This is a genomic window from Olsenella uli (genome assembly GCF_016900775.1).
Classification (GTDB): domain Bacteria; phylum Actinomycetota; class Coriobacteriia; order Coriobacteriales; family Atopobiaceae; genus Thermophilibacter; species Thermophilibacter uli_A.
Map to the genome: position 1 here is coordinate 278438 of NZ_JACJKN010000001.1, position 25079 is coordinate 303516.

At 69.5% G+C, this 25079-nt stretch carries 24 protein-coding genes and 1 tRNA gene; 23 read left to right on the plus strand and 2 right to left on the minus strand.

Features of this window, described 5'->3' with window-relative positions; translation table 11 throughout:
• Nucleotides 1–35 precede the first annotated feature (35 nt).
• The 11 genes from H6A23_RS01250 to H6A23_RS01300 all read left to right on the plus strand — a co-directional run bounded on the left by H6A23_RS01250 (nucleotide 36) and on the right by H6A23_RS01300 (nucleotide 5715).
• Complete coding sequence (locus H6A23_RS01250) at nucleotides 36–215, plus strand: Flp family type IVb pilin (RefSeq protein WP_353652988.1); 180 nt, start codon at nucleotides 36–38, stop codon at nucleotides 213–215.
• Nucleotides 212–643 (plus strand): hypothetical protein, encoded by a 432-nt coding sequence (locus H6A23_RS01255; RefSeq protein ID WP_204830380.1) that lies wholly within the window; start codon nucleotides 212–214, stop codon nucleotides 641–643. The genes H6A23_RS01250 and H6A23_RS01255 overlap by 4 nt, the downstream gene beginning before the upstream one ends.
• Nucleotides 640–840 carry a hypothetical protein gene (locus tag H6A23_RS01260; RefSeq protein WP_204830381.1) on the plus strand — a complete coding sequence of 67 codons (201 nt, stop codon included), beginning with the start codon at nucleotides 640–642 and terminating at the stop codon, nucleotides 838–840. The genes H6A23_RS01255 and H6A23_RS01260 overlap by 4 nt, the downstream gene beginning before the upstream one ends.
• A gap of 1 nt (nucleotide 841) precedes the next feature.
• Nucleotides 842–1315, plus strand: a complete 474-nt coding sequence (locus H6A23_RS01265) for a TadE/TadG family type IV pilus assembly protein (protein ID WP_204830382.1) — start codon at nucleotides 842–844, stop codon at nucleotides 1313–1315.
• Nucleotides 1299–3347: a hypothetical protein gene (locus H6A23_RS01270; protein WP_286165709.1), complete on the plus strand. Its 2049-nt coding sequence runs from the start codon at nucleotides 1299–1301 to the stop codon at nucleotides 3345–3347. Before H6A23_RS01265 ends, H6A23_RS01270 begins: the two co-directional genes overlap by 17 nt.
• Nucleotides 3344–3823 (plus strand): hypothetical protein, encoded by a 480-nt coding sequence (locus H6A23_RS01275; RefSeq protein ID WP_286165710.1) that lies wholly within the window; start codon nucleotides 3344–3346, stop codon nucleotides 3821–3823. The genes H6A23_RS01270 and H6A23_RS01275 overlap by 4 nt, the downstream gene beginning before the upstream one ends.
• Complete coding sequence (locus H6A23_RS01280) at nucleotides 3823–4179, plus strand: DUF192 domain-containing protein (RefSeq protein ID WP_204830384.1); 357 nt, start codon at nucleotides 3823–3825, stop codon at nucleotides 4177–4179. Before H6A23_RS01275 ends, H6A23_RS01280 begins: the two co-directional genes overlap by 1 nt.
• Before the next feature lie 13 nt (nucleotides 4180–4192).
• A complete protein-coding gene (locus H6A23_RS01285) occupies nucleotides 4193–4729 on the plus strand; it encodes an FHA domain-containing protein (protein WP_204830385.1) in 537 nt (178 codons plus the stop codon).
• A gap of 3 nt (nucleotides 4730–4732) precedes the next feature.
• Entirely contained in the window at nucleotides 4733–5314 is a 582-nt protein-coding gene (locus H6A23_RS01290; RefSeq protein ID WP_204830386.1) for a hypothetical protein, read from the plus strand.
• The gene (locus H6A23_RS01295) at nucleotides 5292–5543 is read left to right on the plus strand and encodes a hypothetical protein (RefSeq protein ID WP_204830387.1); all 252 of its coding nucleotides are present in this window, start codon (nucleotides 5292–5294) and stop codon (nucleotides 5541–5543) included. The genes H6A23_RS01290 and H6A23_RS01295 overlap by 23 nt, the downstream gene beginning before the upstream one ends.
• A gap of 96 nt (nucleotides 5544–5639) precedes the next feature.
• Nucleotides 5640–5715, plus strand: a tRNA-Phe gene (locus H6A23_RS01300).
• A 90-nt stretch (nucleotides 5716–5805) separates the two neighbouring features.
• On the opposite strand, the gene H6A23_RS01305 is transcribed toward H6A23_RS01300, so the two are convergent.
• Nucleotides 5806–6150: an acylphosphatase gene (locus H6A23_RS01305; protein ID WP_204830388.1), complete on the minus strand. Its 345-nt coding sequence runs from the start codon at nucleotides 6148–6150 to the stop codon at nucleotides 5806–5808.
• 118 nt (nucleotides 6151–6268) lie between these two features.
• On the opposite strand from H6A23_RS01305, the gene H6A23_RS01310 reads away from it, so the two are divergent.
• The 6 genes from H6A23_RS01310 to H6A23_RS01335 all read left to right on the plus strand — a co-directional run bounded on the left by H6A23_RS01310 (nucleotide 6269) and on the right by H6A23_RS01335 (nucleotide 13158).
• A complete protein-coding gene (locus H6A23_RS01310) occupies nucleotides 6269–8290 on the plus strand; it encodes a subtype A tannase (protein WP_204830389.1) in 2022 nt (673 codons plus the stop codon).
• On the plus strand, nucleotides 8290–9684 hold the full coding sequence (brnQ, locus tag H6A23_RS01315; RefSeq protein WP_204830390.1) for a branched-chain amino acid transport system II carrier protein: 1395 nt from the start codon (nucleotides 8290–8292) through the stop codon (nucleotides 9682–9684). Before H6A23_RS01310 ends, brnQ begins: the two co-directional genes overlap by 1 nt.
• 29 nt (nucleotides 9685–9713) lie before the next feature.
• Entirely contained in the window at nucleotides 9714–10409 is a 696-nt protein-coding gene (locus H6A23_RS01320) for a peptidylprolyl isomerase (RefSeq protein ID WP_204830391.1), read from the plus strand.
• A gap of 283 nt (nucleotides 10410–10692) precedes the next feature.
• Complete coding sequence (locus H6A23_RS01325; RefSeq protein ID WP_204830392.1) at nucleotides 10693–11193, plus strand: CarD family transcriptional regulator; 501 nt, start codon at nucleotides 10693–10695, stop codon at nucleotides 11191–11193.
• Nucleotides 11194–11341: 148 nt separating this feature from the next.
• Nucleotides 11342–11644: an ACT domain-containing protein gene (locus H6A23_RS01330; protein ID WP_204830393.1), complete on the plus strand. Its 303-nt coding sequence runs from the start codon at nucleotides 11342–11344 to the stop codon at nucleotides 11642–11644.
• A 59-nt stretch (nucleotides 11645–11703) separates the two neighbouring features.
• On the plus strand, nucleotides 11704–13158 hold the full coding sequence (locus H6A23_RS01335) for a citrate synthase (RefSeq protein WP_204830394.1): 1455 nt from the start codon (nucleotides 11704–11706) through the stop codon (nucleotides 13156–13158).
• A gap of 376 nt (nucleotides 13159–13534) precedes the next feature.
• Here the strand turns inward: H6A23_RS01335 and H6A23_RS01340 are convergent, their stop codons facing one another.
• Complete coding sequence (locus tag H6A23_RS01340; protein WP_204830395.1) at nucleotides 13535–15790, minus strand: KUP/HAK/KT family potassium transporter; 2256 nt, start codon at nucleotides 15788–15790, stop codon at nucleotides 13535–13537.
• A 115-nt stretch (nucleotides 15791–15905) separates the two neighbouring features.
• On the opposite strand from H6A23_RS01340, the gene H6A23_RS01345 reads away from it, so the two are divergent.
• From H6A23_RS01345 to H6A23_RS01370, 6 genes are all read left to right on the plus strand, one after another.
• A complete protein-coding gene (locus H6A23_RS01345) occupies nucleotides 15906–17432 on the plus strand; it encodes a S10 family peptidase (RefSeq protein ID WP_204830396.1) in 1527 nt (508 codons plus the stop codon).
• Between the two features lie 249 nt (nucleotides 17433–17681).
• Nucleotides 17682–19901 carry a class I SAM-dependent methyltransferase gene (locus H6A23_RS01350; RefSeq protein ID WP_204830397.1) on the plus strand — a complete coding sequence of 740 codons (2220 nt, stop codon included), beginning with the start codon at nucleotides 17682–17684 and terminating at the stop codon, nucleotides 19899–19901.
• A 308-nt stretch (nucleotides 19902–20209) separates the two neighbouring features.
• A complete protein-coding gene (locus H6A23_RS01355; protein ID WP_204830398.1) occupies nucleotides 20210–21931 on the plus strand; it encodes a phospho-sugar mutase in 1722 nt (573 codons plus the stop codon).
• 302 nt (nucleotides 21932–22233) lie between these two features.
• Nucleotides 22234–23445, plus strand: coding sequence for an energy-coupling factor ABC transporter ATP-binding protein (locus tag H6A23_RS01360; protein ID WP_204830399.1), 1212 nt, complete (start codon nucleotides 22234–22236; stop codon nucleotides 23443–23445).
• Entirely contained in the window at nucleotides 23442–24275 is an 834-nt protein-coding gene (locus tag H6A23_RS01365) for an energy-coupling factor transporter transmembrane component T family protein (protein ID WP_204830400.1), read from the plus strand. Before H6A23_RS01360 ends, H6A23_RS01365 begins: the two co-directional genes overlap by 4 nt.
• The gene (locus tag H6A23_RS01370) at nucleotides 24276–25070 is read left to right on the plus strand and encodes a PHP domain-containing protein (RefSeq protein ID WP_204830401.1); all 795 of its coding nucleotides are present in this window, start codon (nucleotides 24276–24278) and stop codon (nucleotides 25068–25070) included.
• Nucleotides 25071–25079 lie beyond the last annotated feature (9 nt).

The following is a 25079-nucleotide window of genomic DNA, read 5'->3' on the forward strand; positions in this document are numbered from 1 at the left end:
CGAGAGAGGAGAAGGACATGGCTGAGAAGGCGCTCATGAGAGGCGTTGCCACCCGCGTGCGCGCGCTCGCGCGCGACGAGGAGGGCCAGGGGACGACCGAGTACGCGATCCTGGTGGGGGTGCTCGTCGTTTTGGCCATCGTTGCGATCATCGCGTTCAGGGACCGGGTGGCGGAGCTGTGGGACGCCATCGCAAACGGCATCAACTCGCTGTGAGGAGCCTTCGTCTCGGCGAGGCCCTCGCCCTCGTCGCCTTTGCGTGCGTGCTGGTGGCGACGGCCCTGCTGTGGGGAGGGGCGGGCGGCCCGTCGGGAAAGGGCGACGCCGTGGGCGTGGGCGCCCCGGGGGTCGACGAGGGGGCGTCGGGCATGGGGGCGGCCGTCCCGGCAGGGGCCGAGGTGACGGAATACGAGAGCGGTCGGTCGGTCGTGGACGAGGGCGCGGGCGTGCTGGAGAGGTATGAGGCGCGCGGCGACTGCGTCCTCGCCCACGCCGGGTACATCGATCTTTCGGGGAGGGCGTGGGCATGCGTCGTGCGCGGAGGGGGATGGGTGGAGATATGCGTGGTTCGCGAGGGGCCCTCCGGAGGGTGCTCGGTCACCTCGTGGCACATGGACGCGGGCGACGTCGCGGGCGGGACGTGATGGGGCCTGGTCGCTCGGGTCAGTCGACCCTCGAGTACCTGCTCGTCCTTCTCGGCTTCATGGCGATGATCGCCGCCCTCGCGCTCGTCTGGCACGCGGCGCGCGACGGGAGGCTGCTCGCGCTTGCCACGGGCGCGGCGTCACACGGCTCGGGGCAGGGGGCCGCGGCGCTCCTCAAAGACGTGGCGGCGTTCTGAGATGGGCGCGGCGTTCTCAAGGAGCGGCCAGTCGACCGTCGAGGCGGCCCTGCTCATTCCCGTGGTGCTCACGATCGTCGCGCTGCTCGTGCAGCCGGCGTGCGTTCTCTACACGAGGTCGGTGATGGCGGCGACCGCCCACGAGCTCGCCCGCGTGGTCGCGACGGGCCGGGGGTCTGCCGAGGACGTGCGCTCGTACGCCCTGAGGAGGCTTGCGGCCGTCCCCGAGGTGCCGATGTTCCATGAGGGCGGGCCCGACGCCTGGGAGGTAAGCGCCGAGGGACCAGATGACGCGGGGCGCGTGAGCGTGTCGATCGAGGGGCGCGTGCGGCCCCTGCCGCTCCTGGGCGCGATCGTCTCCGCCCTGGGGACGGCGGAGGGGGATGTGGTGCTCGTGCGGGTGGAGGCGGACTGCGACCTGCGCGCGAGCTGGATTGGGGGAAGCTATGGCGAATGGGTTGGCATCTGGGGATGAGCTGCGCCCGCGCGGCGCGACCGTCCTCTCGCTCTTCAGGGACGACGAAGGCGGCTTCACGACCGTCGCGGTCGCCGTCGCCCTCGTCCTGAGCCTCTCACTCGTGTTCAGCGCCGCTGGCGCGACGTGGGTGGCGGGCCGCTCCTCCGAGGTGCAGCGCGTCGCGGACGCCTGCGCCCTTGCGGGGGAGAATGCGGTGGCGGGCTTCTCGACGGTGGTCCAGGTGGTCGACGCGTGCGTGCTCAGCATGGGCCTCACGGGCGTCATCGTGCTCGGCGCGGGGCTCGTGGTCTCGTGCGTGCCCGGGCTCTCCGCCATCGGGGCCGAGGTCACGTCGGCGGGCGGCAGGATACTGGAGGCGCGCAGGTCGTTCGCGTCGAGCGCGGGGGAGGGGATCGAGCGGCTCGAGGCGACGCTGCCGCTGCTCATCGTGGCCAACTCGGCATCGTGCGTCGAGGCGAACGAGGCCGGCGGCGTCTCGTACGTGGGATGCGCGATTCCGTTTCCCACGGAGTCGCGGTCTGACTTCTCGGCCCTCGAGGCCGACGTCGACGAGACTGGGCTGCTCGAGCTCTCCGATCAGATGCAGGGCGTCTCCGACGAGGTCGACGAGGCGCAGCGTCGCGCCGATGCGGCCCGGGAGCGGGCGTGGCAGGCGGACTGCGTCACCGAGCCGTACTGCCTGCGGGAGCGGGCCGCCTCGCTTGCGGGACTCGGCGCGGGCGAGAACCCCGACTACCCGACGGTCGACGGGTGGACCTTCGGGGTCCCGCTCCTGCGCGCTCGCGCCTATTACGCCGCGCGGCTGGCGTCGGCCCACGTCGGCGGCTCGAGCGCGGAGGAGATCACGGACTCGGCCTGCCGCCGCGCGTTCTACGAGTACGCGCTCGAGGAGGTGCGGTCCGGCTCCTATGAGGAGTATGGCGACGGGACGGTGGGCGTCGACCTGCCAAGCCTACCGAGGAATGCCGACCAGACGCGCGGGACCAGGCTCTACACCGATCCCGCCTGGCCGTGCACCGTGGAGGAGGGCGCGCGCACGCTGCATTCCTCGACGCTCTGCCCCGGCGCCACGGGCGCACGCTCCGGGAACGCCTCTCTTGCGGATGCCGAGGCGGGTGCGGTGGCCACATGCGATGAGTGCCGGATGGACATCGGGGACATGGGGCGCGTCGCCTCGGCGTCGACCTCCATCGCCAACGGGTTCGAGCATCACTGGCGCATCATCGTCGAGGCCTCGTGGGACTATGAGGCGGCGCGCTGGGACGAGGCCGAGGCGCAGGCGCGGCTGAGGGACCTCGCCGAGCAGGGGGAGGGTGCCTTCGAGCAGGCCCTCGAGGAGCTCTCCGTCTCGCGCCCCTCGCTCTGTCCGCCCGGGGCGTGGGGGTGCGTCGCCGTGGTGGCGCGCTCGGGCTCGACCGTCCCCTCGGAGCTGACCGCGTCGTTTCTCTCGGCGACGGAGCTGCCCGACGGCGTTGCGGTCTCGGCGGCGACGCTCGCGCCGGATGAGGCCACGGCGGAGAACAACGTGCTCTCGAGCTTCTTTGACGCCCTTGGGGCGGGGGACTCCGCCCTCGGCGGCGCGCTTGACGGGGTGATGGGGCTCTGGGGGGACCTGCTCGTCGGCTATGGCTCGGCATATCAGAGCGTGGGGGACGCGGGCGCGGAGTTTCTCGACGGCCTTGACGGGGTTCTCGGCGGGAGCGTGGGGGCATGGCTGCGGGAGCGCCTCGAGCAGGTGCTGCGCGCGGCGGGCTTCGAGCCCGTTGACATGCGCCTGAGAAAGCCGGTGCTCACCAACACGCAGGACGTGCTCGACCAGGCGGGCCTCGAGAGCCTCTCGACGGTGCGCTCGCTCGTCAACGCCCTGCCCGATTCCGGCTCCGCCTTCGACCTCGCCCGCGCGGCGGGCCTCTGGCTCGTGGACGAGGTGGGCGGGGACAGGTTCACCGTGGCGGAGATTCCCGTCCCGGGGACCGACCTCTCCATTCCGCTCACCATCAATCTCTCGGAGCTGGGAGGCGGGTCATGAGGCCCGAGGGGGCCCGCGCGGGCGCGGGGGAGGGCGGCCAGATGACCGTGGAGCTTGCGGTCATGGTGCCCGTGACCATCGTCGTGGCGCTGATCGTGCTCAACCTCATGTGGTTTGTCGAGGCATGCGCCGCGTTCGACCAGGCCGCGCTCGACGCCGTCGTGGCTCATGGGATCTCTCCCGCGGGCGAGCAGACGCAGGCGGCGGCCGTCGCGCAGGTCGAGTCCGCGCTCGAGCAGGCGCTCGGAAGGGAGGGCGCCTGCGAGGTCGAGGTGAGCGCCCAGGCGGTCTCCGGCGGGGACGAGCCCACGTCCCTCGCCATCTCGCCGCTGCTCACGCGCTACACCTGCACGCTGATCTATCGCCCGTGGCCCCGGCTGCTGAGGATGCCTGGGGTGACGTACGAGGCCCCTCTTGCCCTTCGGCACGATCGCGAGCTCGTGGTCGACCGCTACCGGCCCGGCGTGGTGGTCTGATGGGCGTCGTGAGGGTGTGCTCCGACGAGCGACCGTGGCTTCGCCACGAGCTCAGGGTGCTCTCAACGTGGGCGGAGCGGCTGCGCGGGCTGCTCGGGACGGGCGAGGACGCCATGCCGGTCCTGCTCCTGAGATGCGGGTCCGTCCACACGCTCGGCATGCGCTATGCGCTCGACGTGGCGTTCGTGGGGGAGCGCGGCGAGGTCCTCGAGGTCCGACGCGGGGTGGCTCCGGGGACGTTCCTCTCGCACCCCGCGGCGGAGTGCACGGTCGAGCGGCCGGCGGGCGAGGGGGAGTGGATCGAGGAGGGGGAGCACCTGTGGGTCGTCTCGCTCGCCGTCTCCCCCGCCATGTGACGAAGGAGGAGAGATGGGGATGACCAGAAGCGCGCGAGGGAGCTACAAGACCAAGCGGTGCCCTCGCTGCGGGGCGGAGCTCTATGCGGACATGGGCATCTGCTACGGGTGCCTCTATGACTTCATGCGGGACGTGGGGCGCCCGGCCCCCGTGCTCCCGTCTTCGGCTCCCGCAGCGTCTGCGCCCGACGTGCGGGAGGGCGACACGGAGGACCTCTCGGCCGCCACGGCGCTTGCCCGGCGGAGGGGGGATGAGGTCGGGATCGTCGTCCGTACGGCGTCGGTCGACCTCTGGGCGCCCGTGCCCGAGGGAGGCGTCCGCGTGGGGAGGGACCCGTCGAACGACGTGGTCCTCCACTCGCTCGCCGTCTCGCGGCGCCACCTGAGCATGGTACCGACCCCGGACGGCATGGAGGTCGAGGACCTGGGCTCGAAGAACCCCGCCACCTATCGGGGGAGGGACGTGGCCGCACGCGTCATCGTGCCCTATGGCGACGAGATAGACCTCTGCGGGTGCCGCCTCGTCATGACCGGCCCCGAGGCCTCGTAGGGCATGGTGCTCGAGGCGCCGTGGCAAGGCGATGCGGCGCAGAGGAGGGTCGACCTCGAGCGAGTCCGCGGCAAGTCGTGCCGGGCGCTCGTGAGAGGGGCCGTGGGCGAGGCGGCCGCAGAGGCGATTTACGAGGGGATCGTGCGCATGCTCCGCCATCGAAGCGGCACGCCCTACGAGGACCTCTACGTCTATGACATGCGGGACGGTTCGCTCATTGGCAGCGTCGTGAACGCGCGGGCGCCCAAGCGCGTCGAGCTCACAGAGGGGCTGGCGACGTCGATCTCATCTGCCGTGGAGGGCGGGGCTGCGATCGCCATCGTCCACAATCACCCCGATAGCATGCCGCCGTCCGCCGCGGACATAAAAAGCCTCGTCGCACACCGCGCTCGCCGTGGCGTCATCGCATGTCACGACGGGAGCCTGTACGTCTTCCGGGTCGTTGGCGACCCGGCGCCCGGGTATACTGTCGATGACGACACAATCCGGCTGCTCTCACAGCTGCGTGGTGGGAGCGAGTTCGACTTGCTTAGGGGCTACGAGGAGAGTCTGGGGGTGCGAGTTGAGCATCTACGCTGTCGTTAAGCACAGGTTCCATGAGCTATACCGAGGGGATGATGATCGAAACGAGTATTCCGAGATTCTCGCAAAGATGTCGCCGGAGGACCAAGAGCTCTGGCGGATGGAGGCCGAGTTCGAATTTTCCTACCGTGCCGGTCGAGGTGACCAGCCCGGCTATGCGGGGGACGCCGAGCGCGCCATCATGGAGCGCTTCGCTAAGGAGGAGGCCGCGAGGGCCGGAAGGGCGGCGTAGCCCGTCCTTCTCGTCATCCCTTCTCGTCCGCGCAGGATTCCGAAAAAAGTCTTTGACATGCCGGGCGAGTTTGGTATAGTAATTCCCGCACCAAATGGCTGGGTAGCTCAGTTGGTAGAGCAGGGGACTGAAAATCCCCGTGTCAGGGGTTCGACTCCCTTCCCCGCCACCAGAACTTTCGCAGGTCGGAGGCCATGTGTCTCCGACCTGCTTTGCTATCGCGACCTCAGGCCCGCCTGCCTGCCGGAACCGGCGGGGGCACCTAGTAGCGCACCTCGAACTCGGTCTCCTCCGGGACGAGGGGGATGTCCTCCCGCTCCTCGACCGTGTAGCTGATGGGATAGTGCCGGTACGCCTCGAGCATGCGTGAGAAGAACGCGCCCACATGCGCGGCGGACCCCTGGATCTCCGCCGTGACCGAGCCGTCGCGCTCGTTTCTCACCCAGCCCGTGAGGGAGAGCTCGCGGGCCACGCCCATCGAGGTCCAGCGGAAGCCCACGCCCTGCACCTGCCCCACGAAGCGCAGGCGGAGCCTGCGGGCGTCCTGCGGAAGCGGGGCTGCCGGGGCCTTCTCGGTCTGCGCCTGCCTGCGCCTGAAGTTGAACATGACGCCTCCCTGCCGTGGCTGTCCTGAATTGGTGTTCGCCGCGTCGCGCGGCCGTTCTGTCCGGGCCGTTGCTTACAATAGTAGCCGCGAACGAACGCCCGCGCACAAGGGAGGAACGATGGGCTGTACAAGAAGAGAGTTTCTCGCGCTGGCCTCGGCCTCTGCCGCCGTTGGCCTTGCCGCCTGCACCCCCGAGGCGCAGCCGTCCAAGCCCGCTGCCCCGGAGGAGCCCGGCGACGAGACCCCGGACGTCGACCTCTCCAAGTTCGAGTCGCTCGCCATCGACTCCTCGAAGTGGCACTACGACGAGGACAATGACGTCTATTACCAGCTTGGTCTCACCTACTGCCTCTCTCCGGCGACCGAGACCTACGAGTCGCTGGCCGTCTTCGTCCCCGGCGCGTACTTCACCGCCGAGAAGAAGGGCGACACCTACGCCTGCACCGTGAACGAGAAGGCCGTCGTGGGCAGCTTCACCCCCGCCACGGCGCCCGTCCTCATGCCCATCAACACCGGCACGCTCTCGGCCCAGATGAGCCCCACGGTGTACGGCTATGACGGGCTCGCTCCCTATCTCGAAGCGGGCTGCATCTACGTCTACGCGGGCTTCCGCGGCCGCTCCGCCGGCTATGACACCGCCTCCGGGTCCGACGAGCTCTTCCCGGGCGGCTCCCCGTGGCCGGTCGTCGACCTCAAGGCGGCAGTCCGCTACCTGCGCTACAACGCCGGCTCCCTTCCGTGCGACACGAGCCGCATCTTTGTCTTTGGCTTCTCCGCCGGCGGAGGCGTGAGCGCCGTGCTCGGCTCGTCTGGCGACGCGGCGGAGTTCACGCCCTACCTCGAGTCCATCGGGGCCGTCACGCACGACGCTGAGGGCAAGGCGGTCTCGGATGCCATCGCGGGCAGCGCCTCCTGGTGCCCGCTCACCTCCTTCGACGTGGCGGACGCCGCCTACGAGTGGGGGACCGGCCAGTACGCGAGCGCAGACACGCGCGCGGAGGGCACCTGGACCCGCGCGCTCTCCCAGGACCTCGCCGACGCCTATGGCGCGTGGGTGAACGAGATGGACCTGCGCTCCGCCGAGGACGAGCAGCTCACGCTCGACGAGACGGAGACCGGCGTCTACTCGATGGGCTCCTACGCGAGCGCCCTTCTCGGCACCATCGACGACGCGGCGACGTTCTTCGTCCAGAACACGGCCTTCCCCTACACCTACACCCCGCAGCGGCTCGAGGAGCCCACGTTCCCCGGCGACCCCAACCTCGTGGCCACGCGCGCCTCCGAGGCGGCCGCGCAGTCCGCCGCGCCGACGCCGCAGACCGAGGCCCCGGCGGACGGCACGGGCGAGGCCCCGGCGGACGGGAGCGCCGCGACGGACTCCGAGGCGGAGTCCGGGGCCGGGACCGAGGCCGGAGCAGGGGCGGAGGGGGCGTCCGAGCCCACCGACGCGCCCGCGGCCTCCGCGTCTGCGCTCACGGGCGTGGCGCAGGTCCAGTCGACGATCTACGACTCGGCGCAGAACTACTTTGCCGCCCTCAACAACGACGGCTGGTGGATCAACTACAACCACCGCTCGCAGAGCGTCTCGGTGGCGAGCCTGCGCGACTTCTCGGTCAACCTGCGCCCGGCGAGCTCGCCCGCGTGCCCGTTTGACCTGCCCAACCGCAGCTCGCGCACCAACCAGCTCTTTGGCATCGGCGAGGAGTCGACCCTGCACTTCGACGCCGTGGCCGCGGGGCTCGTCGCGGAGAACGTCGACGCCTACGCCGCCCTCGAGGGCTGGGATCCCGAGTACGAGACCGCCTGGGAGGAGGACCTCGAGAAGGTCGACATGCTCGAGACGGACATGGCGGCGCGCGTGGCCATGATGAACCCGCTCTTCTGGCTGAGCGGCCACTACGCGGGCTACGGCCAGGCGTCCGTCGCCCCGCACTGGCGCGTCAACGAGGGCCTCTTCGACACCGACGCGCCGCTCGGGTCCGCCGCCAACATCGTCTTTGCGCTGCGCAAGTACGACGGCGTCGCGGACGTCTCCTACACCCCCGTCTGGGGCCAGGGGCACGTCCTCGCCGAGCGGACCGGCTCCGCGACGTCCAACCTCGTCGAGTGGGTCGTCTCCTGCTGCACGGCGGCGCAGTAATGGCGCAGGGCTCGCAGGGGGCATCCCTGTCCGGCGGCGCGGAGGGCAAGAAGAACGAGGGGGCCGCGCGCCCCGCCCGCTCGCTCTCCCCGCGCCAGACCCTGTTCGTGGGCGTCACGCTCTTCTCGATGTTCTTCGGCGCCGGCAACCTCATCCTGCCGCCGCTGCTCGGCGTCCAGGCGGGAGCCGAGAGCCTCCCGGCGATCCTCGGCTTCTTCGTCACGGGCGTGGGCCTGCCGGTGCTCGGCATCGTCGTCGTCGCGCTCTCCGGGACCCTGCGCGACCTCGCGACGAGGGTCCACCCGGTCTTCGCGCGGGTCTTCGTGGCCCTGGTGTACCTCGCCATCGGGCCCTGCCTCGCCATCCCGCGCACGGCGTCGACGGCCTTCGAGATGCTCGCCCCGCTGCTCCCCGCCGGCGTTTCGCTCGAGCTCGCCCGCCTGGCGTTCTCGGTGGCGTTCTTCGCCGTCGCCTTCGTCCTCGCGCTGCACCCCGGGCGCCTGACGCGCCTGCTCGGACGCATCACCGGGCCCGCGCTGATCGCGCTCATCGTCGTGGTGGTGGTCTCGGCGCTGGCCTCGCTGCCCGGGATGGCCCCCGCCCCCGCGCCCGTCGCCCCCTATGACGGTGCTCCGGCCGTGGCGGGCTTCCTCACGGGGTACCAGACGATGGACCTTCTCGCCTCGCTCACCTTCGGGCTGGTGATCGCGACGAACGTCCGCGCCCTCGGCCTCACCGCGCCCCGCGACGTCACGCGGGCGGTGTGCGGCGCCGGCGTGGTCGCGGGCGCCCTCATGATGGCGGTCTACGGCGGCCTCTGCGTGGTGGGCTATGCGCTCTCCGCGGAGCTCCCCTCGGCCACGAACGGCGCGGTCGTGATCACCGCCTCCGCCACGGCGCGCTTTGGCCTCGCGGGGACGGTCATCGTGGCGGCCATCTTCCTGCTCGCCTGCCTGAACGTCTGCATCGGCCTCATCAGCTGCTGCGGCTCGTACTTCGCCGAGGAGATCCCCTGCGTCTCGTATCGCGCGTGCGCGCTCGCCTTCGCGGCGTTCTCGTGCGTGGTCTCCAACCTCGGGCTCGATGCCATCATCTCCTTCTCCGCAACGCTTCTCGGCGCGCTCTACCCGCCCGCGATCGTGCTCGTGGCCATGGGGCTGCTCCGCCGTCGCTTTGACGCGGTGCCGATGTCCTGGCCCTGGACGGTCGGCGTCACCGTGGTGCTGAGCGCGGCCGTGGCGCTGCGAGACGCCCTCGCGCCCCACCTCGCGCTTCCGCTCGACGCGCTGCCCCTCGCGGACGTCGGGCTGGGGTGGGTGCTTCCCGCCGTCGCCGTCGCCGCGCTCTCGTCCGTGGCCTCCGCCCTGCTCCGCCGCCGCGCCGCGCGCGCCTGACCCGCCCTCTCGTGAAAGGTTGAACCGCCATGACCCGCTCAAGAAGATGTGCCCCCGTCCTTCTCGCCCTTGTCGCCGCGCTCGCGGTCTGCGCGCTCGTGCTGCTTCCCGGCTGCTCCTCGGGCGAGCCCGCCGCGGACGCCGCGTCGGATGCCGCCGCGACGCAGGAAGACGCCGCCGGCCAGGACGCGGCCGCGCCCGAGGTTGACCCGGACGACCCCTACGCGACGGGCGTCCACCACGCCACGATCGAGGTTGAGGGCTACGGCACCATCGAGGTGGCCCTCAACGCCAACGTGGCCCCCATCACGGTCTCCAACTTCTGCCACCTGGTGGAGCAGGGATTCTACGACGGCCTCACGTTCCACCGCATCATCGAGGGCTTCATGATCCAGGGGGGCGATCCCTCGGGCGACGGCACGGGCGGCTCGGACGAGACCATCAAGGGCGAGTTCTCGGCCAACGGGGTGGAGAACAACATCCCGCACGTCCGCGGCACGATCTCCATGGCGCGCTCGTCCGACTATGACTCCGCGAGCTCCCAGTTCTTCATCATGCAGGAGACCTCTGACTCCCTTGACGGGCAGTATGCCGCCTTCGGCAACGTGACCTCGGGCATGGAGGTCGTCGACGCCATCTGCGAGAACACGCCCGTGGAGGACTCCAACGGGACCGTCGCCCCGGAGAACCAGCCCAGGATCGCCAAGATCACGCTGGTGGACTAGGGGCGGGGACGCCCGGCCGGCGCGGGCCCGCTTCCGCTCCGGGAGCGTGAGGGTGACAGCTTTTGGACGGACGACGCCCCAAAAGGCGCCGCGTTCGGCCAGAACCTGTCACCCTCTCTGCTGTTCTTGGGTGCCCGGGAGAACGGTTACCCTCCGGTAAGCGGAGAGTAAAAACCTAACTAATCTACTGATGAATATGCGGTAATGCAATAGTGTTTCCGCAAACGGTATAAAAAAGCATCTTTTCGTGCTATACTTCCAAGAACACGAAAGGAGCATGCATATGTATGCCGTTGGAGACTACATCGTTCATCCCGGTCAGGGCGTCTGTCAGGTGAAGGATGTGACGGAGAGTCCCAATGCGCTCTACCAGCTGCTGCCCGTCGGCCAGCGGCATCCCGTGCACATCAGCTTTCCCGTGGCGAGCGAGGATCGCCTTCGTCCCGTGCTCACGCGCGACGAGGCGGAGCAGATCATCGACGACTATCCCCGCATGCAGCTCGACGAGTTTGCCGCGCGCAGCATATCGCTCGAGGAGGAGCACTTCAGAAACGAGATTCGCAACGGCTCGTGCCGCGACTCGGTGCGGATCGTGAAGACCTTCCGCGCGCGCATCGAGGACCTCTCGCAGCGCAACAAGAAGCCCCCCGTGGCCTACGAGCGCATCCTCAAGCAGGCGGAGGAGCGCTCCCGGCTGGAGATGTCCGTCGCGCTCGGCTGCGCGCCGGAGGACGTGGCGGCCCTCTTCGAGCACGGGCGAGGGGACGTCGCCGCGCAGAACTAGGGCGCGGCGCGCCGGCGACGGGCCCGTCCTTCTCGCCCGGCGCCGACTCGGAGCGTTTCCGTTTGCGGTCAACCTCATGTGGGTGCTGTGAGGCTTCGCAGCTCCCCTCTACAATGGGATGACTCAACGACGTCTCCGAGGAGGACACATGACGACCGACAGCACCGCGGCCGACCAGACCGTCGGCGGGCGCGCCATCATCACCGTGCTCGGCAGCGACCGGCCGGGCATCGTCGCGGCCGTGGCGGGGGCGCTCTCCGAGCGCAGCGCCAACATCCTGGACATCTCGCAGACGATCCTGCAGGGGACGTTCACGATGACGATGCTCGTGGACCTTGCGGGCGCCGAGTTCTCCGAGCTCAAGTCGACCCTCGACGCCCTGGCCGAGCGCCTCGGCGTCCAGATCAACCTCCAGCGCGAGGAGGTCTTCAAGTTCATGTACCGCCTGTAACGGCAGCTGAGCCAGGGGAGACCCCCGTGGCCCCGGCTCGCGGATAGAGAGGTCTTCCCATGATTCGCATTCCCAAGGGGGCCGGCTGGCCCATCCTCACCCCGCGCGAGACGTCCGCCTTCGAGCACGTGGCGGACGTCTATCCCATGCCGTCCGCGGGCGTGGCCCTCACGCGCGACTCCGAGCGACTCTATCACGGCTACGAGTCCGTGGACGTGGTGCCGGCCGAGCTCTACGAGAAGTACGACGTCAAGCGCGGCCTGCGCAACGCCGACGGCTCGGGCGTGCTCGTGGGCCTCACGACGATCTCCAACGTGCACGGCTACAACCGGACTGACCACGGCATCGAGCCCGATGACGGCGACCTGATCTATCGCGGCTACAGTGTGGGCGACCTCGTCGAGGCCGCTCAGCGCGAGGACCGCTTTGGCTACGAGGAGGTCGCGTACCTGCTGATCACGGGGTCGCTGCCCACCCGCGCCGAGCTCGACGACTTCCGCGCGCGCATCGACTCGCGCAAGCAGCTGCCCGAGGGCTACCTGCACCTCTTCCCGCGCGCCACGTACAGCCACAACATCATGAACGTCCTGCAGCGCGCGACGCTTCTGCTCTATGCCTTCGACCCCAACCCGGACGACACCTCGCCCACGCACGAGATCGACGTCGCGCTGTCGCTCCTCGGCCGCTGGCCGCGCACCGCGGCCGTCGCGCACGCCGCCCACGTGGCCGAGCAGAACGACGAGCGCCTCATGGTGCCGCCCGTGCGCGAGGGCTACTCGATGGCGGAGACGGTGCTCGACGTTCTGCGCAGCGACGAGGGCTTCTCCCACGAGGAGGCGATGCTCCTCGACGTCATGCTGATCCTCCACGCCGAGCACGGCGGCGGCAACAACTCCACGTTCACCACGCGCGTGCTCTCGTCCTCCGGGACCGACGCCTACTCGGCCTACGCGGCGGCCATCGGCTCGCTCAAGGGCCCCAAGCACGGCGGCGCCAACTACAAGGCCGGGGACATGATCGACGACGTTGCCGCCCACGTGCACGATTGGTCCAACGAGGACGAGGTGGCGGACTACCTCGCCAAGATCCTGCACAAGGAGGCCTTCGACGGCGCCGGGTTGCTCTACGGCCTGGGGCACGCGGTCTACACCAAGACCGACCCGCGCGCGGAGATCATCCGCGGCTACGCGCGCCGGCTCGCCGAGGAGAAGGGCCAGGTGGAGAAGCTCGACCTCATCGCCAGCATCGAGCGCCTGGGTCCCCAGGTCATGCGCGACGTCCGCGGCATCACCAAGCCCATCTCCACCAACATCGACATGTATACGGGCTTCGTCTACTCGATGCTCGGCATCCCGCAGGACCTCTTCACGCCCATCTTCGCGATGGCGCGCCTCGCCGGGTGGGCCGCGCACCGCATGGAGGAGCTCTACGGCGCTGGGCGCATCATCCGCCCGGCCTACAACTCGGTGATGCCCAACTCGGGCGAGTACGTGCCGCTCGACGAGCGCGCGTAGGGCGCTGAGAGAGAATCGGGCTCGATGCGCGCTTTTGCCCGACGTGCGTTAGAGAATGGCGCTCGTTGCGGGCTCGGGGTGCTTCCTGCTTAGAAGGCCGCGCTCGTTGCAGGCGAGAAGTGCTTCGCCGCGCGACGGGCGCGGCCTTTCTGCGGCGCATCCGCGACTTCGCGCTGCAACGGCCGCCATTCTCTAACCCGGATGCGCAGCGCGCCTGCAATGGCCGCCGCTTTCTAACCTGCGGCCACCGCACGCCCGCAACGGCCGCGGTTTCCTAACGCAGGCCACCCCGCCCGGGGGAGAAGAAGTCCGCCCGCAACAAAAGCGGCCGCCGCAGCAGGGCTGCGACGGCCGCGCGGGCGCTCTGCGGGCGAGCCTACTCCACGTCCTCGCCCTCGTCCTCCTCCTCGTCGAGGCGCAGCGGCTTGAAGACCGCGGTGTCGCCGCCCACGAGGGCCTTCTCGGCCTCCTCCTGGGCCGCCTCGCGGTCCTTGCGCATCTGGACGGAGAAGATGTCCTCGTCGTCCTCGTCGCCCTCGGCAGCGTCGGGCACGAGGGCGGGCTGCTGGCCGGTGCGGCCGAGCTCGTCGCGCTCGATGCGGGTGAGCTTGTGCTGGCGCTTGGTCTTGGAGAAGAGCGGCACGTACTCGAAGATGAGGCTCGAGTTCTCGAGGCCGTACCAACGCGCCGCGGAGCCGCACAGGCTGCGGATGAAGTACTTGAGCTCGATGCACCAGCGGTTGATGCCGGAGATCTCGGTCTCGGGGGAGATCGTCTTGCGGATGAGGCAGAACTTGAAGTCGCCCACCACGCTCGGCTCGAGGTAGATCGAGTACTTGTGATTCTGCGGCGCGAGCTGGCCGCGCTCCACGAGGTTGGCCACGATCTGGTAGAGGTAGGTGTTCACGCGCTGGTTGACCTTGAAGCCCAGGCGCAGCTGCACCTTGAAGAGGAAGTCGGTGCCAAAGTCGTCGACGATGTACTCGTGCGTGAAGGGCTCGTCGGTCACCTGGACGTTGAGGAAGTAGTAGGCGCGGGCGCGCTTGGGCTGCTTGTCCAGGATCGAGTAGAGGATGTCGCGGTCGAGCTTGTCGAACGAGGAGTCGTTGGTGAGGAAGACTAGGTTGTCGGCCAGAAGCGGGTACTCGCTGTCGTGGCTCAGGTCGAAGATCTGGTCGAGGTACTTGCCCACAGGCAGATAGACCGTCTGCGTGCGCTCGATGGCGGTGCCGCGGCGCCACACGTACATGACGAGGAAGATCGCGGCGGCAATGATGACGGTCACGTAGCCGCCGTGGAAGAACTTCGTCAGGCTCGAGAAGAAGAACATGAACTCGATGGCGCCGAAGAAGATGGCAAACGGCACGGCAAGCGCCACCTGATGGCGGATGCGCGAGAGGTACGTGAAGAGCAGCACCGTGGTCATGAGCATCGTCACGGTGATGGCCAGGCCGTAGGCGGCCTCCATGTGCGCGGAGGTCTGGAAGAGCAGCACGACGCAGATGCAGGCGATCCACATGACGTTGTTGACCATGGGGATGTAGATCTGGCCCTTGGTCTCGGACGGGTAGTTGATGCGCATGTGCGGCATGAGGTCGAGGCGCACGGCCTCGGAGACGATGGAGAAGGACCCCGTGATGAGCGCCTGCGAGGCGATGATCGCGGCGAAGGTGGAGAGCACGATCGCGAAGACGCGGAAGTTCTCGGGGAGCATCTGGAAGAACGGGTTGAGGTCCTCGATGGCGGCGAGCTCGGCCGAGCCGTTGCTCGCGAGGATCCAGGCGCCCTGGCCCAGGTAGTTGAGGATGAGGCAGACCTTCACGAAGGGCCAGGAGGCGTAGATGTTGGACTTGCCCACGTGGCCCATGTCGGAGTAGAGGGCCTCGGCGCCGGTGGTGCAGAGGAAGACGTTGCCGAGGACCATGACGCCGGCGGCGTTGAGGTTGCCGTCAAAGAGGAACGTGATGCCGCGCAGCGGGTTGAGCGCGCGCAGCACGCCGAAGTTCTCGAAGATGTGCGGCAGGCCGGCGAGGGCGAGGAACAGGAACCAGAGCGTCATGATGGGGCCGAAGGCCTTGCCGATCTTGGACGTGCCCGCCTTCTGGAGGAAGAAGAGCACGCACAGGATGCAGATGACCACGGCGACCACGATGTGCTGGTTGTCCCCGATGATGTCATAGAAGAAGTCAACGGTGCGCAGGCCCTCGATGGCGGTGGTGACCGTCACGGCGGGGGTGAGGATGCCGTCGGCCAGAAGCGCCGCGCCGCCGATCATGGCGGGGATGATGAGCCAGCGCCCGCAGCGCTTGACGAGGCTGTAGAGCGCGAAGATGCCGCCCTCGTTGTGGTTGTCCGCCTTCATGGCCACGAGCACGTACTTGACCGTGGTGATGAGGGTGAGCGTCCAGATGATGAGGGAGAGCGCGCCCAGGACGACGTCCTCGGACATGGTGGCGAGGCCGCCGTTGCCGGAGATGATCGCCTTCAGGGTGTACATCGGGCTCGTGCCGATGTCGCCGTAGACGACGCCGAGGGTGACGAGCAGCATGCCGGCCGACAGGGGAATGCCGGCCCCCTTCGTCCTCTGGCGAGCCGCGACCGCGGTGTCGGAAGGACTGCGCTTTGCGTTCATGTGACTCCAAACTCGGGGTTTACGTTTCGCGGCCTCCCGGCCGTTCCCAGTAGTGTAACGCTTGCCGTGGGGGCTAGAATGGCCTCGTTGGACTACGACAGAGGAGATGAGGCACATGGCGGAAGAGAAGAACGAGGCGGGTGCCGCCCAGGCTGCGACCCAGGCCGCCGGCCCGGTGCGAGGCGTGTACGCGAGCGTGCCGGCGGAGCGAGCGACGGGCGTGCCCGAGCCCGCCGCGGCGCGGCTCACCTGGACGGACGGCGAGAGGAGCCTGGACTACGAGGCCCGGGCCGCGCATCTTGAGGTGCGCGACGACGCGGGCGTCCTTCTCGGCAGGATGTTCTCGGTCTCGTACGTGGCGGTGGACGGCGAGGGGCGCCCGGACGCGTCCCGACCGGTGACCTTCGCGTACAACGGCGGGCCGGGCTCGAGCTCGGTGCCCATCAACCTGGGCGGCATCGGCCCGCGCCGCGTGGCCACAGACGGCGTCTCCCACCTGCGCGCGGACGCCCCGGTGGAGGACAACCCGCACACGCTGCTCGCCGAGTCCGACGTGGTCTTCCTGGACGCGCTCGGCACCGGGTGGTCGGTCCTCGCGGAGGACGCCGACCCCAAGAAGCTCTTCTGCACGGACGGAGACGCCGACGCCTTCGCGCGCGCCATCTGCGCGTGGCTCACGGAGAACGGCCGCTGGTCGAGCCCGCTCTACCTCTTCGGCGAGTCCTACGGCACCGTGCGCAACTCCGTCCTCATGCGCCTGCTCGGCGAGCGCGGCGTGCAGCTGACGGGCGTGGTCATGCTCTCGGCGGTCTTCAACATCGCCGGGCTCCTCAACCCGGGCGACGACCTCTACTACCTGGGCATGATGCCCACCTTCGCCGCCACGGCGCAGTTCTTCGGCAGGGCGGGCGCGGGCGTGGACGAGGACGAGTGGTTCTCCCGCGCGATGGAATTCACCGAGAAGGAGCTCGCCCCGGCGCTCCTGCGCGGCGACCGCCTGGGCGAGGCCGAGGAGCGTGCCGTGGCCGAGCGCATGGCGGCGTTCATCGGCCTTCCCGCCGAGCACATCCTCGCCCATCACCTGCGCATCGACCTGCTCGACTTCCGCACGCACCTGCTCGCGGACGAGGGCCGCGTCTGCGGCCGGCTGGACACGCGCTTCTCGAGCGACGCACCCTCGCCGATGCAGTCCTATGACATGTGGCTCGCCGGCGAGGACCCGGCCGACGACGCCGTCGAGGGCGCCTGGGTGCGGGCGTTCAGGCGCCTCTGCGCGGACGACCTGGGCTACGAGGGCCCGGCGCGCTACCTCTCCAACAACTACGAGAAGGTCAACGCCGGCTGGGACTGGGGCCACGAGGAGCCGGGCCTGGGCAGGGTCGCCACGCCCAACGTCTCCCTTGACATCGCCGTCGCCATGCGGCGCAACCCCACGCTCAAGCTCGCCATCCTCGGCGGCCGCTACGACGCGGCCACCACGTGGTGGAACGTCGTGCATGACATGAGCTGCCAGTTCCTCTCGCCCGCGCTCAAGAGCCGCGTGAGCTGGCACCTCTATGGCTGCGGCCACATGGCCTACGTCGACGAGCCCACGCTCGAGGCGATGGGCCGCGACCTGCACGAGTTCTACGAGAAGCGCTAGGCCGTAAGGTCGCGCCGCGCACGTCCGGAGGCTTCTGGCGTAGGCCGTCAACGGTGCTGCCCGAGGTTCTTCTCGCCCTGTGCATCAGATCTGGCCGCGGATTTCTGGCACTTTCGGACCCCCCTTTGAGCCCGGAAAGTGCCATAATCCCGCGGCCAGATTTGATGTGGGTCGCGCGCCGCCGCGGCGGGAGGGGCGCGTTCATGGGAGAATGGGCGAATGTGATGGCGACGGGCGAAAGGTGACCCGATGGAGTTTGTGGCGACGTGCCCCAAGGGCTTCGAGCGCCTGCTGGCCGACGAGCTGATTGAGCTGGGGACCCCCCAGGTGCGGCCCCTGGCAGGACAGGTCTCGTTTGGCGGCGAGGTCAAGGACGCGTATCGGGCCTGCCTGTGGTCGCGGCTCGCCTCGCGCGTGCTGCTCGTGCTCGCGCGCGTGGGCGCGCGTGACGCCGACGAGCTCTACGAGGGCGTGTCCTCCGTCGCGTGGGAGGCCCAGCTCGCGCCCGGGGCCACCTTTGCGGTGGACGCCCACGGAACCAACGCCGCGCTGAGAAACACCCAGTTCATCGCGCTCCGGGCCAAGGACGCCATCGTCGACCGCGTGTTCTCCGCGACGGGTGCCCGCCCGCTGACCGACCCGGCGCGCCCGGACCTCACGGTCTCCGTCCGCCTGGGCGGCCAGCGGGCGACCATCTCCCTCGACCTGGCGGGCGAGCCCCTCTTCAGGCGCGGCTACGACGTGCGGACCGACGCGCGCGTGGCGCCCCTCCGCCCGGACTACGCCGCGGCGCTGCTCGCAGCGGGCGGGTGGGGCCGCCTCGTCCGTCGCGGGGCGCCGGCGCTCATCGCGCTCTGGGCGGGGCAGGGGAGCGTGCTCGTTGAGGCGGCGCAGGCGGCGCTCGACCGCGCGCCGGGCCTGCTGCGCGCCCGCTGGGGCTTTACGGGCTGGGCGGGGCATGACGCCGCCGCCTGGCGGGGCCTGCTCGACGAGGCGGACGCCCGCGCGGAGGCTGGCGAGAAGAACGCCTGCTCGCTCATGGTGTCGGACGCCCGCCCGGGCGCGGCCGCGGCGTGCCGCCAGGCCCTCCGCGCCGCCGGCCTTCCCGTCGAGCCCGCGTTCTGCTCGCCTGCCGACGCCGCGGGCGCGGGGGAGGCGCTCGTGACCTGCGACCTCTCGTGGGTGGCCGAGACGGCCCTCGCGACGGAGGCCGCGGCGCTCGCCGACCTCTCCACGCTCTCGGGGAGGCCCGTCGTGACGCTTTCGCGCGGCGCCGCGGTCGACGCGGCGCTCTCCCGCGAGCCCGCCTCCGTGACGGGGGTGATCGTCGGGCGGGACGCCGCGAGCATCCGCGTCTACGAGGCGCCGGGCGAGGCCGCGGCGCCGGTGACCGTCGAGGTTGCCGGCGAGCGCGTGCCCGTGCTCGTGAGCGCCTCGGAGCAGTTCGCGCGCCGCCTCGCGAAGGTCGCCCGGCTGCGCGCCCGCTGGGCGCGGCGCGAGGACGTGACGTGCTACCGCGTCTATGACGCCGACCTGCCGGACTACGCCGTGGCGATCGAGCTCTACGAGGGCTCCGAGACCCCGGGCCGCTGGCTCCAGGTCTCCGAGTACGCCGCCCCGCGCGGCGTGGACCCGGAGCTCGCCCATCGCCGCCTGCTCGACGTCCTCGCGATCGCGCCCCGCGCGCTCGGCGTGGCGCCCGCGGACGTGAGCGTGCGCGTGCGGACCCGCGCCCGCGGCGGCTCGCAGTACGCGGACGAGGCGCGCACCCCAGAGCGCCCGCGGCCCGGGCGCCCTTCTCGCCGGGCGGGGCGCGTGGAGCTGCCGGCGGGCGCGCACCTGGTGGACGAGGGCGGCCTCACCTTCGAGGTCAACTTTGACGCGCGCCACGACTGCGGCATCTTCCTGGACCATCGGGAGACCCGCGCGCGCATCCGCGAGATGATGAAGCAGGCCAAGGGCTCCAAGCGTTTCCTCAACCTCTTCGCCTACACGGGCACCGCCACGGTCTACGCCGCGGACGGCGGCGCTAAGCACACCACGACCGTGGACCTCTCGCGCCCCTCCCTGGACTGGGCGCGGCGCAACATGGCCCGCAACGGCTTCTCGGGGTCGGAGCACGAGTTCGTGCAGGCCGACGTGCTCGCGTGGGTGACGGAGCAGCGCCACACGCGCAACCGCTGGGACCTCATCTTCTGCGACGTGCCCACGTTCTCCAACTCCGCGCGCATGCGGCGCGCGTCCTTTGACGTGCAGCGCGACCACGCGGAGCTGATCATCGGCGTGTCGCGCCTGCTCGTGCGCGGCGGGCGGGCGATCTTCTCGTGCAACCTGCGCAGCTTCAAGCCGGACACGGAGAAGCTCGAGCGCGCGGGCGTGAGGCTCGCGGACATCACGGCCGAGACCATCCCGGAGGACTTCGCGCGCAACCGCAAGGTGCACCACGCCTATCTGGTGGAGCGGGCGTAGGGGCGCCGGCCCCGAGGATGGGGCCGTTGGGCAACATCAAATCTGACTGCGGCATCTTGGCGCTCTCGACCCCTGGGGCCTTGAGGCAGCCAAGGTGCCGCAGCCAGATTTGATGCGCCGCCCGGGCGAGAAGAGCCCGCGCCCCGCCGCTCCGTCCGCGCCCCCGCCGTCCGCTCCGTCCGCCGCCGCGCGGCGTCCGTCTGCGCGCGCGAGGCGCAGACGCGCCCCGCGCGCGAGTAGAATCAACCTGCACGTGTGGGTAAGGCGCGGGCACGCTCGCGCCCCGATTGAAAATGGGGGAACACGCTATGGACGCTAGCATCGAGGCCACGGTCAAGGCCTGGCAGGACAACGTCACCGATCCCGACCTTGCGGCCGAGCTCGCCGAGCTCGTCAAGGACGGCAACGAGGACAAGCTCTTCGACGCCTTCTATCGCGACCTCGCCTTTGGCACCGCCGGCCTGCGCGGCACGCTCGGCGTGGGCACCAACCGCATGAACGTCTACGTGGTCGCGCAGGCCACCCAGGGCGTCGCCGACTACCTGAACGCCCACTACGAGAACCCCACGCTCGCGCTCGCGCGCGACTCGCGCAACAAGGGCGAGGACTTCCAGAAGGTCGCCGCCGGCGTGCTCGCCGCCAACGGCGTCCACGTCTACGTGTACCCGCGCATCGAGCCCGTCCCCACGCTGTCCTTCGCGGTGCGCCACCTCGGGACCTCCGCCGGCATCGTGCTCACGGCCTCCCACAACCCGGCGCCCTACAACGGCTACAAGGTCTACAACGACAACGGCGGCCAGATCACGGACGAGGCCGCGGCGGAGATCTCGGCCAACATCGCCAAGGCCGACCCGTTCAACGTCAAGATCATGGACTTTGACGAGGGCATCGAGAAGGGCCTCATCGAGTGGACGCCCGAGGAGGTCCTCGACGCCTTCATCGAGAACATCAAGAAGGTCTCCGTGCCGGGCTTCAAGGCCTCCGACGACTACTCCGTGGTCTACACCCCGCTCAACGGCACCGGCATGGAGCTCGTGACGCGCATCCTCAAGGAGATCGGCGTCGAGAAGGTCTCCGTGGTGCCCGAGCAGGCGGAGCCGGACGGCAACTTCCCCACCTGCACCTACCCCAACCCCGAGTTCCGCGAGGCCCTCGAGCTCGCCCTCAAGCTCGCCGAGGAGGTCAAGCCCAACCTCGTCGTGGCCACCGACCCGGACGCCGACCGCATGGGCACCGCCATCCCGCACGACGGCGACTACGTGCTGCTCTCCGGCAACGAGATGGGCGTCCTGCTCATGGACTGGCTCGCCACGATGGCGCGCGACCGCGGCGAGGACGTGGGCCGCAAGGTGGCCGTCTCCACGATCGTCTCCTCCTCGATGCCCGACGCGCTCGCGCGCGACTGGGGCTTTGAGATGAGGCGCGTGCTCACCGGCTTCAAGTACATCGGCGACCAGATCGACCAGCTCAAGGACGAGGGCGAGGAGGACCGCTTCCTCATGGGCTTCGAGGAGTCCTACGGCTACCTCGTGGGCACGCACGCCCGCGACAAGGACGCCATCGTCGCCACGATGCTCTGCGTCGAGATGGCCAGCTACTACGCCGAGCGCGGCATGGACCTCTACGAGGCCATGGACGCCCTCTACCAGAAGTACGGCTACTACCTCAACGGCACCGTCAACGCGTCCTTCCCGGGTGCGGCCGGCGCCGACAAGATGGCCGCCATCATGACCGGGCTGCGCGAGAACCCGCCCGCGGAGATCGCCGGCTACAAGGTCACCGGCATGACCGACTACGCCACCGGCCCCGAGATGCCGCGCGTCTCGGGTCTCCAGAAGGAGGCGGCGCAGGTGCTGCCGTCGGCCAACGTCATCGAGTTCCGCCTCGAGGACGACAACAAGGTCATCTTCCGCCCGTCCGGCACCGAGCCCAAGGTGAAGGCGTACCTCTTCTCCAAGGGCGCCACGCGCGCCGAGTCCGAGGCCGTGCGCGCCAAGCTCGAGGCCGCGTCCAAGGAGATCCTGTCGTAGAGGACGCTCTCTGCAGGAGGGGAGGCCCCGCCGGCCCGTTGGTCGGCGGGGCCTCCTGCTGTCTGCCGTGTCCGGGCCCACGAGTTCTTCTCGGCGATTCCGGCCGCTCGCCTGCGTTGCGGAAATGGGGGTTATGGCAGCCTGACGCCTCCCGGTGTTGCCGAGTTTGGGGCTATGGCAGAAAGGGCAGTGCCACAACCCCCGATTCGTAAACGCGGGCGAGAAGAACCGCAGGTCGTTCTTCTCGCCCAGCGCCATAACCCCATATCTGACAACGGCTCGAAGGCGGATTCCAGCGGCCATTGAACCACGCCCCTCTCGTCGTGGTGCAATGGCCGCTGGAATCCGCCGGCAAGACGGTCATCGTCATAGAGCACCACACGGAATTCATCGCCGAGTACTGCACGACCGCCGCCCTCATGGCGAACGGGGCCATCTCCTGGAAGCTCCCCGCGCACGAGGCGCTGCGCCGCATCGACGACCTCGCCGCGAGCGACGTGCACCCGCCACAGATCGCCCTTGCCGCCCGCGAGCTCGTGCGCGTGGGCGCGCTTCCGGCGGACACGCCGCTTCCCACCGCCGTCGACGAGGGCGCCACCGCGCTCTGGGGCATCCCGTTCGTCGCGCGCACGCGCGAGCACGCCCCCGCATCAGCCGCGGAGCCGGCGGTCTCCTTCCGCGGGGTCGGCGTGAGCTATCGCAGCGTCAAGGGTGCGCCCCGCCAGGTGTTCCGCGACCTCAATCTGGACATCCGGCGCGGGGAGAAGGTCGCGCTCGTGGGCGCCAACGGCGCGGGCAAGTCAACCCTCATGAAGCTCATGTGCGGCCTCGTCAAGCCCCAGGCGGGCGAGGTCCTGCTCGAGGGCGCCCGCACGCGCGACCTTGGCCCGGACGAGCTCTCCGACAAGATCAGCCTCGTCTACCAGAACCCCGAGCAGATGTTCATCAAGGACTCGATACGCGCGGACGTGGAGTTTGCCATGCGGGCGCGCGGCGTCGCCGATGCCGGCGAGCGGGCGGCGGCCCTGCTCAGGCGCTTCCGCCTCACTGAGTTTGCCGACCGCGACGGCCGCCTGCTCTCGGGCGGCCAGATGCGCCGCGCGTCGCTTGCCGTGGGCATCGCGCTCGACCCGCCGATCCTGCTGCTCGACGAGCCGACGGCCAACCTCGACATCGGCACGCGCCAGGAGATCACCAGGCTCGTCTCCGACCTTCGCGGCGTCACGGACACCGTGGTCATCGCCACGCATGACATGCAGCTCGTCTGCCAGTTCGCCGAGCGCGTCATCGTGCTCACGGGAGGCGAGGTCATCGGCGACGCGGCGCCCGACGAGGTCTTCATGGACGAGGACGCGGTCGCCCGCTCGGGCATCTGCCCGCCGGAGATCTTCCAGATGGGCCGCGCCCTCGACTGCCGCGCCGCCTGCTACACGCTCGACGAGTTTCTCGCCTGCTTCCCCGCATGGGAGGCCGCACAGGGCGAGAAGGACGCGAAGGAGGGAGGGCGCGCATGATCGAGAAGATCTCCGAGAGCGTCCTGGACAAGGTCTCTATCGATTTTCTGCGCGACCAGGTGCTCAAGAACGCCTACGGCAACGACGACACGCCCATAGCGGCGCTCGACCCGCGCGTGCTCCTGCTGAGGTACCTCTTCTTCGGCGTCGTGCCGTGGTTTCTGAACGACGTCGTCGTGCTGCTCGGGCTCTTCGCCCTGACGGTGGTTATCACGCGCGTGGCCCGCGTGGCGCCGCTCGTGCTCTTCGTCTTTGCGCTCGGCGTCCTCTCGCAGACCGGCTACACGTTCGTCGTGTCGCTCTTCTTCGAGGGCAACATGGACACGCTCCTCTCGCTGCTCGTGCTGACGCTCAAGGTGGCCACGTGCTCGCTCGCGAGCATCACGGTCTTCTCGGGGCTCGACCCGGACAGGCTCTCCAACGGCCTTCTGTGGTTCGGCGTGCCCGAGCGCCTGTCCTTCTCGATCGCGTTTGCGTATCGCGTGCTGCCGATCCTCATGGAGGAGCTGCAGAACATCCTGCTGTCGTATCGCCTGCGCGGGCGCGCCCCGGCGCACGACACCCTCGCGGGCAAGCTCCGCTGGGTCGTCTACCAGGTCAAAATCATCGTTCAGTCGTTCTATCCGCTCATGCTCAACACGGCCAAGCGCTCGCGCACCACCGTGGAGGCCCTCGAGCTCAAGGGGTACCGCTACGCGTCCACCAACCTCAAGGTGCTCAAGATCAAGCTCTCCTCGCTGCGCGCGGGCAGGCGCGAGGCCGCCTTCGTGGCGATCTGCGCCTCCTGGGTCGTCATGTGCTTCGTCATTTCAGGGATTGTGGGACTCTAGATGGACATCGACTTTCACACGCACGGCAAGCTGGCCAAGTACCCGGCCTTCTCGCCCGACTACACCGACTGGCCCTTCAGCGAGGCGATAAGCGCGGGACTCGACGCGCTGTGCCTCACGGAGCACTTCAACACGCAGGGCTTTCACGACGTCTACGCCGACGTCGCCCGTCGCTTCGCCCGGATTGGGGATGCCTACGACGTGAACGGGCTGCTCGTCTTCCCGGGGATGGAGATCGACGTGGCCGAGGGCGGCCATACGCTCGCCCTCGGGCCCATGGAGGAGATCCTCGACCTCAACGCCTGGCTTGAGCCGCACAAGGCCAAGGGGCGCTTCCTGCCCTTTGACGAGCTGGCCGACGAGGTGCACCGTCGCGGCCTGCGCTTTGGCGCCGGGCATCCCTTCCGCGCGCCGGGCCATCTGCCGGAGCTCTCCGACGAGCAGCTCTCCAGGTTCGACTTCCTCGACCTCAACGGCAAGGACCTCGCGCGCGACCGCGAGCGCTCGGAGCGCCTCACGCGTGCGCTCGGCGAGCGCCTGGGCATCCCCGTGATCTCGGGCAGCGACACGCATCAGGCCTTCCAGTACGGCTGCGTGGTCACCCGCATGGCGCGGCGCTGCACGACCTTCGACGACCTCTTCGCCCAGGTCGAGGCGGGGGAGTATGAGATCGTGGTCGCCGAGGACGCGGCGTTTCGCGTGAAGACGGCCGGCTACCTCAAGCGCGCCCTCAAGGAGATCGACCGCCTCGGCGGCGACTACGTGGCCACGATCCTCGCCGGCCAGGCGCTCTAGGGAGGCATG

Excerpts from the sequence above, each read along its gene's own strand:
- H6A23_RS01370 (WP_204830401.1), top strand. The coding sequence starts at position 24,276 with ATGGACATCGACTTTCACACGCACGGCAAGCTGGCCAAGTACCCGGCC.
- brnQ (WP_204830390.1), top strand. The coding sequence starts at position 8,290 with ATGGCGCAGGGCTCGCAGGGGGCATCCCTGTCCGGCGGCGCGGAGGGC.
- H6A23_RS01345 (WP_204830396.1), top strand. The coding sequence starts at position 15,906 with ATGGCGGAAGAGAAGAACGAGGCGGGTGCCGCCCAGGCTGCGACCCAG.
- H6A23_RS01355 (WP_204830398.1), top strand. The coding sequence starts at position 20,210 with ATGGACGCTAGCATCGAGGCCACGGTCAAGGCCTGGCAGGACAACGTC.
- H6A23_RS01280 (WP_204830384.1), top strand. The coding sequence starts at position 3,823 with ATGGGCGTCGTGAGGGTGTGCTCCGACGAGCGACCGTGGCTTCGCCAC.
- H6A23_RS01310 (WP_204830389.1), top strand. The coding sequence starts at position 6,269 with ATGGGCTGTACAAGAAGAGAGTTTCTCGCGCTGGCCTCGGCCTCTGCC.
- H6A23_RS01350 (WP_204830397.1), top strand. The coding sequence starts at position 17,682 with ATGGAGTTTGTGGCGACGTGCCCCAAGGGCTTCGAGCGCCTGCTGGCC.
- H6A23_RS01250 (WP_353652988.1), top strand. The coding sequence starts at position 36 with ATGAGAGGCGTTGCCACCCGCGTGCGCGCGCTCGCGCGCGACGAGGAG.
- H6A23_RS01325 (WP_204830392.1), top strand. The coding sequence starts at position 10,693 with ATGTATGCCGTTGGAGACTACATCGTTCATCCCGGTCAGGGCGTCTGT.
- H6A23_RS01335 (WP_204830394.1), top strand. The coding sequence starts at position 11,704 with ATGATTCGCATTCCCAAGGGGGCCGGCTGGCCCATCCTCACCCCGCGC.
- H6A23_RS01330 (WP_204830393.1), top strand. The coding sequence starts at position 11,342 with ATGACGACCGACAGCACCGCGGCCGACCAGACCGTCGGCGGGCGCGCC.
- H6A23_RS01265 (WP_204830382.1), top strand. The coding sequence starts at position 842 with ATGGGCGCGGCGTTCTCAAGGAGCGGCCAGTCGACCGTCGAGGCGGCC.
- H6A23_RS01285 (WP_204830385.1), top strand. The coding sequence starts at position 4,193 with ATGGGGATGACCAGAAGCGCGCGAGGGAGCTACAAGACCAAGCGGTGC.
- H6A23_RS01340 (WP_204830395.1), bottom strand. The coding sequence starts at position 15,790 with ATGAACGCAAAGCGCAGTCCTTCCGACACCGCGGTCGCGGCTCGCCAG.
- H6A23_RS01290 (WP_204830386.1), top strand. The coding sequence starts at position 4,733 with ATGGTGCTCGAGGCGCCGTGGCAAGGCGATGCGGCGCAGAGGAGGGTC.
- H6A23_RS01320 (WP_204830391.1), top strand. The coding sequence starts at position 9,714 with ATGACCCGCTCAAGAAGATGTGCCCCCGTCCTTCTCGCCCTTGTCGCC.
- H6A23_RS01305 (WP_204830388.1), bottom strand. The coding sequence starts at position 6,150 with ATGTTCAACTTCAGGCGCAGGCAGGCGCAGACCGAGAAGGCCCCGGCA.
- H6A23_RS01275 (WP_286165710.1), top strand. The coding sequence starts at position 3,344 with ATGAGGCCCGAGGGGGCCCGCGCGGGCGCGGGGGAGGGCGGCCAGATG.
- H6A23_RS01365 (WP_204830400.1), top strand. The coding sequence starts at position 23,442 with ATGATCGAGAAGATCTCCGAGAGCGTCCTGGACAAGGTCTCTATCGAT.